General features: G+C 71.5%; 2 protein-coding genes and 1 pseudogene. All 3 read left to right on the top strand.

Annotated elements, in window-relative coordinates; translation table 11 throughout:
- Positions 1-284, top strand: a pseudogene (locus FV223_RS25345) (ABC transporter permease); the annotation flags it as partial.
- Positions 285-393: 109 nt separating this feature from the next.
- The gene (gene crtI / locus FV223_RS25350; RefSeq protein ID WP_147729536.1) at positions 394-1,920 is read left to right on the top strand and encodes a phytoene desaturase family protein; all 1,527 of its coding nucleotides are present in this window, start codon (positions 394-396) and stop codon (positions 1,918-1,920) included.
- Positions 1,921-2,046: 126 nt separating this feature from the next.
- Positions 2,047-2,437, top strand: a 391-nt coding sequence (locus tag FV223_RS25355) for a lysophospholipid acyltransferase family protein (protein WP_246689806.1), incomplete at its 3' end; no start/stop codon positions are given.

Raw genomic sequence — 2,437 nt, forward strand, 5'->3', positions numbered from 1 at the left:
CCGCCTGCGCCGCCGCCGCGACCCGCCAGCAGGCGCACCTCGCCTCGACCTTCGGCGTGCTGCTGCTCTCGGCGGTCGGCGGCAGCATGGTGCCGCGCTTCCTGATGCCGCCCTGGCTGCAGCAGGCGGGCTGGTTCACGCCGAACGCCTGGGCGATCGAGGCCTACCAGGGCGCCCTCGGCGACGGCGCCGCCGCGGCTTTGGCTGCCTGGGGCGTGCTGTCGGCGATCGGGCTGGCCGGGCTCGGGGCCGCCTTGATGCTCGTTTCGCGGCGGACGGCATGACGATGGTCGACCCGGCGCGACCCGGTGGCGCGTTGACCGCCGATCGGTTCTGCCTAGCTTCAATCGAGGGGACGCCGTCGTCGCGGGCGTGCCGGGAGTATCGAACGCCATGAGCCAGGATTCCACGGTCGCCGTCGTCGGCAGCGGGCTCGGCGGCTTGGCCGCCGCCTGCGTGAGCGCGGCGCGCGGACACCGGGTCACGGTCTACGACAAGAACGACTGGCTCGGCGGAAAGGCCGCGGTGCTGCACGAGGGCGGCTTCCGGTTCGACATGGGGCCGACGATCCTCACCGTGCCGCGCGTGCTGGAGCGCATCTTCGCCGAGGCGGGCCGCAACCTGCACGACTATCTCGACCTGCGCCGGCTCGATCCGCAGTGGCGCTGCTTCTTCGACGACGGCACCCGCATCGACCTGATGCAGGACGTCGCCCGCATGGCCGCCGACATGGATCGCTTCGCGCCGGGCGCCGGGAGCGGCGAGGGCTACAGGAAGTTCTTGGAGGTTTCCGAGAACCTGCACCAGATCTCGGAAAAATTCTTCTTCTGGAAGCCGGTGGAGGACCTGTTCGACACGATCAACGTCCGCGCGAACCTCAACCCCGGGACCCTGCGCGACGTGCTCGCGCTGCGGATGCACGCCTCGGTGGCGAGCACGATCCGCGGCAAGGTGAAGGATGCTCGCCTGGCGCAGATGCTCGACCACTTCGTGCAGTATGTCGGCTCCTCGCCCTACGGCGCGCCGGCGGTGCTCTGCGCCATCGCGCACATGCAGACGGCGGAGGGGGTCTGGTACCCGATGGGCGGCACACGGGCCGTCGCCGAGGCGCTGGCCAAGCTCGCGACCGAGCTCGGCGCGACGCTGAAGCCGGGCGAGGAGGTGTTGGGCCTCGACGTCTCGGCCGGCGCGGTGAAGGGCGTGCGGACCAAGTCCGGCACCACCGCCTACGACGCGGTGATCTCGAACATGGATTCGGTGCGGACCTATAAGGAACTGGTCGGCGGCGACGCCGGCAAGGCCTACGCGAAGAAGAACCCCGAGCCGGCCTGCTCCGGCGTGGTGCTCTACCTCGGCCTGAACAAGCGCTACGAGCACCTGAACCACCACGACTTCGTCTTCTCCAAGGACCCCGAGGAGGAGTTCGACTGGATCTACCGCAAGGGCGAGCCGGCCCCGGACCCGACCGCCTACCTCGCGGCGCCCTCCTCCACCGATCCGTCGGTGGCGCCCGAGGGCGGCGAGGCGCTCTACGTCTTGGTCCACACGCCGTACCTGCGCCCGCACCACGACTGGAAGACGATGTTCCCGGCCTACCGGCAGGTGATCCTCGACAAGCTCAAGCGCACGGCCGGCATGCCCGACCTCGAGGAGCGCATCGTCGTCGAGCGCCACCTCACGCCGCAGGACATCCACGAGCGCTACCACGTGCTCAACGGCGCGATCTACGGGCTGGCCTCCCACGGCAAGGTCATGGGCGCGTTCAAGCCGGGCAACCGCTCGCGGCAGGTGCGCAACCTCTACCTCGCCGGCGGCGCCGCCCATCCCGGGCCGGGCATGCCGATGGTGATGATGTCGGGCTGGATCGCCGCCGACGCGCACGACGCCGACGCCCGCGGGCAGCTGCGCGAATCCGCGTGACCGGCGAAGCGGCACCCGGCATCCTGCCGCCCGGTCCGGTCCGGGATTGAACCCATGGCCGATGCGCCCGATCGCAGCCGCCGGTTCCGGGCGCCGCCGCCGGCCTCGCCGGTGGTGTGGCGGTTCATGGTCGCCTACTTCGATCGCTTCCTCCGGCGGCGGATGAACGCCCTGCGCCTCGCGCGCTGGGGGGCGGCGCCGGAGCTCGGCCCGGGGCCGGTGGTGGTCTACTGCAACCATCCGGCCTGGTGGGATGCGGCGGTGATCATCCTGCTCGCCGGGCGCCTGTTTCCCGAGCGGTCGAGCTACGCGCCGTTCGACGCGCGGATGCTGGAACGCTACGGTGTCTTCCGCCGGATGGGCGCGTTCGGCGTCGACCTCGACACGCCGCGCGGCGCGGCGCAGTTCATGGCGGCCTCGCGCGAGATCCTGGCCCGGCCCGCGAGCGTGCTCTGGATCACCGCCCAGGGGCGCTTCGCCGACGTGCGCAGCCGGCCGCTTGCCCTGCGCGCCGGCG

Origin of the sequence: Methylobacterium sp. WL116 (assembly GCF_008039455.1) — a bacterium.
Lineage (GTDB): Bacteria > Pseudomonadota > Alphaproteobacteria > Rhizobiales > Beijerinckiaceae > Methylobacterium.